Consider the following 3,352-nt stretch of genomic DNA (forward strand, 5'->3'; position numbering starts at 1 on the left):
GATACCGGCGTACCCGGTCCGGATGATCAGCCGCGTTCCCGTACACATGCGCGAGGCAATCGCACGACACGACAGCCGAGTTGAACTCCACAGGCGTGGGCGTATACAACAACGACACCAGGGCCTCCCGGCCTTGCTCGGTTTGATTCGCATCTCCGAGCTACCGAGAGGCCCTGCCTTCATGCCCGCACCACCGGAAGATCACCCGACCAGGAACTCTGTTCGACCCTCACGTTCCAAGAGCGGTTGAGAAACGGCTTCTGAGACCCGTTCGCGCAGTTCGTCCAGGCAGACCACCCAGCTGCTCGGGAACATCGTTGCGAACCGTGACTTCCCTGATCCGCCGGGGCCTTACACACTCAGGGGACGAGCCGCGTCGGTAATGGCTGGGTGAGCACCCCGACTGGGGTGTGCGAGGCCCGCCGGTATCCGGCGGGCGCACTGTCAGGTCACGGGCGGACCGGACGATCCGGCGGCGCGGCGGTATTCGGCGTTGATGCGCTGGGCTTCTTCGAGCTGGTCTTCGAGGATGACGATGCGGCAGGCGGCCTCGATGGGGGTGCCTTGGTCGACGAGTTCGCGGGCGCGGGCGGCGATGCGCAGTTGGTAGCGGGAGTAGCGGCGGTGGCCGCCCGCGGAGCGCAGCGGGGTGATCAGGCGGGCTTCGCCGATGGCGCGGAGGAAGCCCTGGGTGGTGCCGAGCATCTCGGCGGCCCGGCCCATGGTGTAGGCGGGGTAGTCGTCGTCGTCGAGACGTCCGAACGAGTCGTCTGCTGTCATTGCACCTCTCTGTGGAACGCGTGGAGGGGCCCTGGTGCCATGTGGCACCAGGGCCCCGAAGGAACTGCTACACCATCTGCCGACCCTGGTACTGCGTCGGCCTACTGTGTCCGCACCGCCACCGGGGGGATGCGCGGCGGGTGCGGGGATCGCGGTTGCTTGACCGGAGACCACCTCACTATCGATGTCCTGCGGTACCCGGACTCAAGACTTCCGCCCGGGCGATCCTGATGGCGCTCAACTCCTCCGTTCTTTCCCTCTGGATGAACTACTTACCAAGCGGGAACTGCGTACTGCTGGTACTGCGAACTGCTGGTGGCCTTCAACAGCGCCACTCTCCGGCAGCCAGCCCCGTCGCCCGTCCTGCATCTGCTCTGGCTTAGAACCCCACTGCCGAACCTCCCGGTACGCGCGCCCGCAGCCGACGCCTTTACCGAGGAACCACTGACAACCGCACTGCTGGTACTGCGAACTGCACCTACTGAACTGCTACTGCGGTACTGCTCACGGCGGCCCCTGATCACTGCGGGCCACCCGGTCCGGTCGTCAGTCCCGTCGCCGTCCTACAACAACCCTGGCTTCGAAACTCCACCACCGCACCGTCCTGCGAACTGCCTGTACTGCTGCCCGGCAGTTCGTCTCTGCCGGGCCTTGCTTGATCTCGGCTACGAGAGAAACCATAACCACACCACCACCCAATGTCTACTCCGGCCGACATAGATTTTCGTGCGTCAGGCAGAGAGACAGTCGAACTCGGCCGCAGAAGGAGCGCGCGGCGGCCACACGCCGGCCGGGGACACCCGCTGCGAGCGGCGCCGATACACAGCCTGGACACCGCGAACACCTCAGCTTCCCCATCGGATCGGGCCTGTTGGCGGCATCGCCAGCGAGACCAGCGGAGCCAGTGGGCCGCGTCGTGCACCGGCCCCGGATCAATCGAACCCTGGTTGGCGCTGAGATTGATCTCGATGAGCAGCAGGCCCCGGCCAGCAGGCCCCGGCCAGCAGGCCCCGGCCAGCAGGCCCCGGCCCGCTGGCCGGGGCCTGCTGCGCGAGGTCCGACTGCGTGCGTGTCGCTATGCATCGGTCAGTCGGGGGGCGGCGGCTGTGGCCGGGGCGGAGTTCGTGAGGGTGTCGAGCCTGGCGGCGAGGTCGGGGTGGGCGGTTGTCAGGTGGGGGCGGGTGACGTTCAGGGGGTCGATGAGGGCGGCGGGGTCGTCATGGGCGAGGGCCGCGTCGAGTTGGCTGAGCGGGAGGCGGGCGGCGGTGGGGAGGTCGGTGAGGGCGGTGATCTGTGCGGCGATGCGGCGCAGGTCGGCGGCGTTGTGGCGCGCCCAGGTGGCGATGGTGCGGTCGGCGGCGCGACGTTCGCGGGTGGCCTGGACACGCTGTTCTCCGGTGGTTCCGGCGGTGCCGGGCCGGTTGCGCAGGTAGCGGCGTTCGGCGGCCTGGCGGCTGGCGACGCCGAGGGGGTGGGCGAGGTCGGCCCAGCTGGCGCCTGCGTGGCGGGCTGTTTCGATCAGGCCGGTTTCCCATCCGGCGAGCTGCTCGCGAACCTGCCGCAGCAGCAGGAGGGAGGCCAGGGCCTGCTCCGGGTCGGCGCCCCCGCCGGCGGGGGCGCCGGGGGCCTCTTGCTGCGCGGCGCGTAGGGCGTGGTTGATGGTTTCCAGGGCTGCCGCGGCGGCGAGAAACGAGGCCGGGCTCTGGGCGTCGGCGCTGGAAGAGGCCGGCTGGCCTGCTGCCGCCATGGGCACCCCCTTCAGAGTTGTCATCGTTTCGACGACACCATATTTGTCATCCATTGGATGACATGTTACAACGGTTTCAGTGAAGCGCATTGGCAGGTACTGCCCGAACCTTCTGGAGGTGTTTTGCGATGTTGATGCGTACCGACCCGTTCCGCGAGCTCGACCGTCTCGCCCAGCAGCTGACCAGCTCCGGCACCTGGTCGCGGCCGTCCGCGATGGCGATGGATGCCTACCGCGAGGGTGACGAGTACGTGGTGGCCTTCGACCTTCCCGGCGTCAGCGCGGAGGCGATCGACATCGACGTTGAACGGAACATGCTGACCGTCAGGGCCGAGCGCCGGCCCGTGGCGAAGGCCGACGACGTGCAGATGGAACTGTCGGAGCGGCCGCTGGGCGTCTTCTCCCGCCAGATCGTGCTGGCCGACACGCTGGACACCGAGCGGATCAAGGCCGACTACGACGCCGGGGTGCTCACCCTGCGCATCCCGATCGCCGAGCGCGCCAAGCCCCGCAAGATCGCCATCGGCGGGGAGTCCTCCCGCAAGGAGATCTCCGGCTAAAACCCGGCAACCCGGGGCCGAACAGCGGCGGAGGACGGGCACCTGATCCCCCTCACCCCGTCCTCCGCACCCACCGGACCAAGAAGGGTGGCGGCCGACGTGACCCTGCGATGGGAAGCGTTCCTCGACCATGTGACGGAACGCGGCGAGTACGGGAGCGGGCGGGGTGGAGGTCACCACCCGCAAGGGCGAGCCGTGGATCACCGTGCCGAAGCTGGAGCCACTGGCCGAACCCACCGGCCTGCAGGCGCTCAAGGACGAGGTC

General features: G+C 68.4%; 3 protein-coding genes. 1 reads left to right on the plus strand and 2 read right to left on the minus strand.

Translation table 11 applies throughout. From position 1 onward, the window contains the following. Positions 1-444: 444 nt before the first annotated feature. A complete protein-coding gene (locus ACWD6R_RS40110; protein WP_451823274.1) occupies positions 445-780 on the minus strand; it encodes a MerR family transcriptional regulator in 336 nt (111 codons plus the stop codon). A 1,075-nt stretch (positions 781-1,855) separates the two neighbouring features. Further along, positions 1,856-2,527, minus strand: coding sequence for a type III effector protein (locus ACWD6R_RS40115; protein ID WP_451823276.1), 672 nt, complete (start codon positions 2,525-2,527; stop codon positions 1,856-1,858). Between the two features lie 128 nt (positions 2,528-2,655). Between ACWD6R_RS40115 and ACWD6R_RS40120 the strand changes: the two genes are divergently transcribed. Beyond that, a complete protein-coding gene (locus ACWD6R_RS40120) occupies positions 2,656-3,087 on the plus strand; it encodes an Hsp20/alpha crystallin family protein (protein WP_451823275.1) in 432 nt (143 codons plus the stop codon). The last annotated feature ends 265 nt before the right edge of the window (positions 3,088-3,352 follow it).

The sequence above is a fragment of the Streptomyces sp. NPDC005151 genome, from assembly GCF_053599875.1.